The organism is Dokdonella sp. (assembly GCF_049593775.1).
Lineage (GTDB): Bacteria > Pseudomonadota > Gammaproteobacteria > Xanthomonadales > Rhodanobacteraceae > Dokdonella.
Genome location: NZ_JBAWHJ010000170.1, coordinates 1 through 3,573 on the forward strand (window position 1 = coordinate 1; position 3,573 = coordinate 3,573).

The following is a 3,573-nucleotide window of genomic DNA, read 5'->3' on the forward strand; positions in this document are numbered from 1 at the left end:
GGCCAGCCCCGCTCCAACCAATCCCGACTCCCGACTCCCCAATCCCGGCTTCCAACCCATGAAATTCAGCGAAAACTGGTTACGCGAACTTGTCGACATTCCCGTTGGGAGGAATGAGCTTGTCCAGCGGTTGACCATGAGTGGTCTGGAAGTCGAGGATGTCGACGTTCTCGGTGCCAATCTTGACGGGGTGATCGTCGGCGAGATCGTTGCCGCGGAAAAACACCCGGATGCGGACAAGCTTCGTGTCTGCACGGTGGAAGCCGGATTGGCCGAACCGCTGCAGATCGTATGCGGTGCGCCGAATGCTCGAGTCGGACTCAAGGCGCCGCTGGCTACCGTGGGTACCCGGGTCGGCAACATTACGATCAAGACGGCCAAGCTGCGCGGAGTTGAATCGAACGGCATGCTTTGTTCGGGCCGAGAGCTCGGATTCGACTCTGATGCCGATGGTCTGTTCGAACTGGCGGCTGATGCGCCTGTAGGCAAGGCGCTGGCAGAGACGTTGGGATTGCCGGATGCGGCCATCGAGTTGGGCTTGACGCCGAATCGTGCTGATTGCCTCGGCATGAACGGGCTGGCGCGTGAGATCGCCGCAGAGTTTGGTGTTCCCGCACGCCCGCTGGCAGTTGCTGCACAGCCGGCCCGGATAGACGAGTCGATCAAGATCCTCCTGCAATCGCCGCTGGACTGTCCGCGCTATTGTGGTCGTATCGTGCGTGGTGTCGATGCGAAGGCAGCGTCGCCGCAATGGCTGAAAGATCGTCTTCGACGCTCGGGAATTCGACCGATCAGTGTCGTGGTGGACATCACCGCTTACGTGATGATCGAGAGCGGCCAACCCATGCATGCGTTTGATGCCGCGACCCTGAATGCATCCGTCGTCGTGCGTCGAGCCAGCAAGGGCGAAACACTCAAGCTTCTCGACGAACGCACCGTAGAACTGGATGAAAACTTCCTGGTCATTGCCGATCAGGTCAAGGCAATCGCACTGGCCGGCATCATGGGCGGTCATGAAACGCGCGTGACCGATGCGACGCTGGACATATTTCTGGAGGCTGCGCACTTCACTCCTGCCTGCATCAGCGGGCGCGCGCGCCGTCTCGGCATGCATACCGATGCATCGCATAGATTCGAGCGCGGAGTCGATGCGCAATTGCCTCGCCAGGCGATCGAGCGGGCGACCGCCTTGTTGTTGGAAATTGCGGGAGGATCACCGGGACCGGTGCTCGAGGAGTCGTCCAGCGAGCACCTGCCGGTACGCAAGAAAATTGGCCTGCGTCGCGAACGGTTGAGCCGGATTCTCGGTATCGACGTTGCGGACTCCGAAGTAGGCAGAATTCTCGAGTCGCTCGGTATGGAGGTTGCGCTGACCGAGCAGGGATGGACGGCAGTTCCGCCTTCGGCAAGGTTCGATCTTGCCATCGAAGAAGACCTGATCGAGGAAGTCGCCCGAATTCATGGGTACGAAAAAATCCCGACACAGGCGCCGCGTGGCGAGATCACCCCTGCGGCGATCCCTGAAGACAAAGTCACGCTATCGGTAGTTCGTGAGCAGCTGGCCAGTCGCGGCTATGTCGAGGCAATCAATTTTGCGTTCGTGGATGCAGGGCTCCTGCAGGCATGGGGCATGGACGATGAGGCAGTTTCACTGCAGAACCCGTTATCGGCGGAGTTGGCTGTCATGCGCACGAGCCTGCTGCCGGGTCTGGTGACCGCTCTCGATCGCAACCGCAAGCGCCAGCAGCTTCGCGTACGCCTGTTTGAAGCCGGGCGCAGCTACCACGCCGGGAAAGACGCGCCGACAGAAATCGAGCGTATCGCTGGCGTGGCCATTGGCGAGGCATTTCAGGAGCAATGGAGCGAGCCACGCCGAAAGCTCGATTTCTACGACATCAAGGGTGACGTCGAGTCCCTGTTCCATCTGGTCGGAGTTGACGCCGCTGCGTTTCAGTTCAGGGCAGGAGGACCGGCCAGCCTGCATCCAGGTCGCTCGGCGACGATCTGGCGAAACGAATCCCCGGTCGGGTTCATCGGTGCGCTCGATCCGCGCTTGCAGAAAAAGCTCGACCTTGATGACGATGTCTATGTTTTCGAACTTCAGCTCGACGGATTTGCCAGACGCGGCGTGCCTTTGGCGCGGCCGTTGTCGAGATTTCCATCGCTGAGGCGAGATATCGCCGTGGTGATTTCCGACAGCGTTCCTTTCGCGGAGATTGAGGCCAGTGTGCGGGCCGCATTGGCAGACAGGCTGGTGGATCTGGTTCTGTTCGACCAGTACGCAGGCGCCAATCTCGGAAATGGTGACAGAAGTCTCGCTATGGGCTTGATTTTACAGGACCGTTCACGCACCCTTACAGATCAGGACGCGGATCAGTGCGTCGATCTGGCGGTCTCCGCTCTGGCGACTGGTTACAACGCGAAGTTGCGAGGGTAGGATGGCGCTGACGAAGGCTGAAATGGCGGAACGTCTATTCATAGACGTGGGATTGAACAAACGTGAGGCGAAGGAATTCGTCGACGCGTTCTTTGAATCCATCCGTGATGCGCTTGAAAGGGGAGAGCAGGTCAAGTTGTCAGGTTTCGGCAATTTTGATTTGCGCTTGAAGAATGAACGTCCCGGACGTAACCCAAAAACCGGCGAAGAGATTCCGATCTCTGCCAGGCGAGTGGTGACGTTCCGGCCGGGGCAAAAGCTGAAGGTCCGAGTAGAAGCCTATGCTGGATCAGGGGAGCAATAGCGAACTACCGGCGATCCCGGCAAAGCGCTACTTCGCCATCGGTGAAGTCAGCGAGCTTTGTGGGGTGAAGCCGCATGTTCTTCGCTACTGGGAGCAGGAATTTCCCAACTTGAAGCCGGTGAAGCGTCGGGGAAACCGGCGTTACTACCAGCGTCATGATGTACTCATGATTCGCCAGATCCGGTCGCTGCTTTACGATCAGGGTTTCACGATCACGGGTGCCAGACAGCGTCTGGAAGGGCCTGAGGCGCGCATGGAAGTGAGCATGTCCGGACAGATCGTCCGTCAGGTGCGCATGGAGCTTGAAGAAGTCCTGCAAATCCTTCGTCGCTGATCCACTCGAGCATTACTTGCAACATCGTTGAATATTCGGGCCAGCGTGGGTCCAGGATCGGGTGCAAGCCTGCTACAATCCGCGCCCCTCGCAACATTTGATCCGTCTTCGTCGGGGCGTAGCGCAGCCTGGTAGCGCACCTGCCTGGGGGGCAGGGGGTCGTGGGTTCGAATCCCGCCGCCCCGACCATATACGGACAAGCTGACACCCGCCGTGGCCACTCCAATGAGCGGGCCTGCGCAGTTCTCCAGGATATCAATCAAGCGGACAGTGCTGATCCGAACCCTTATCCGGATACGGGTTCGTTCCGCGATGGGCCTGTTTGCCGGCATCTCTTCGGGATCGTGCGTTGCGACCGATCTGGCGCGTCTCGGGCAGCGGCACTCCGGTAATCCCCCCATTTCTAACAGACTTCGGAAGTGGAGCTATGCGGCCATGGCGAGCTTTTGCATTGGGGTGATGCCGCCGATGGCCGTGTTTGGTCGTTCGTGATTGTAG

General features: G+C 59.3%; 3 protein-coding genes and 1 tRNA gene. All 4 read left to right on the forward strand.

What is annotated here, in order from left to right:
• Positions 1-58 precede the first annotated feature (58 nt).
• Positions 59-2,437: a phenylalanine--tRNA ligase subunit beta gene (gene pheT, locus WBP53_RS05930; RefSeq protein WP_423926906.1), complete on the forward strand. Its 2,379-nt coding sequence runs from the start codon at positions 59-61 to the stop codon at positions 2,435-2,437.
• 1 nt (position 2,438) lies between these two features.
• The gene (gene ihfA, locus WBP53_RS05935; RefSeq protein WP_423926908.1) at positions 2,439-2,741 is read left to right on the forward strand and encodes an integration host factor subunit alpha; all 303 of its coding nucleotides are present in this window, start codon (positions 2,439-2,441) and stop codon (positions 2,739-2,741) included.
• A complete protein-coding gene (locus WBP53_RS05940) occupies positions 2,719-3,075 on the forward strand; it encodes a MerR family transcriptional regulator (RefSeq protein ID WP_423926910.1) in 357 nt (118 codons plus the stop codon). Before ihfA ends, WBP53_RS05940 begins: the two co-directional genes overlap by 23 nt.
• A gap of 112 nt (positions 3,076-3,187) precedes the next feature.
• Positions 3,188-3,264: transfer RNA gene (locus WBP53_RS05945), tRNA-Pro, on the forward strand.
• The last annotated feature ends 309 nt before the right edge of the window (positions 3,265-3,573 follow it).

Excerpts from the sequence above, each read along its gene's own strand:
- pheT (WP_423926906.1), top strand. The coding sequence starts at position 59 with ATGAAATTCAGCGAAAACTGGTTACGCGAACTTGTCGACATTCCCGTT.
- ihfA (WP_423926908.1), top strand. The coding sequence starts at position 2,439 with ATGGCGCTGACGAAGGCTGAAATGGCGGAACGTCTATTCATAGACGTG.
- WBP53_RS05940 (WP_423926910.1), top strand. The coding sequence starts at position 2,719 with ATGCTGGATCAGGGGAGCAATAGCGAACTACCGGCGATCCCGGCAAAG.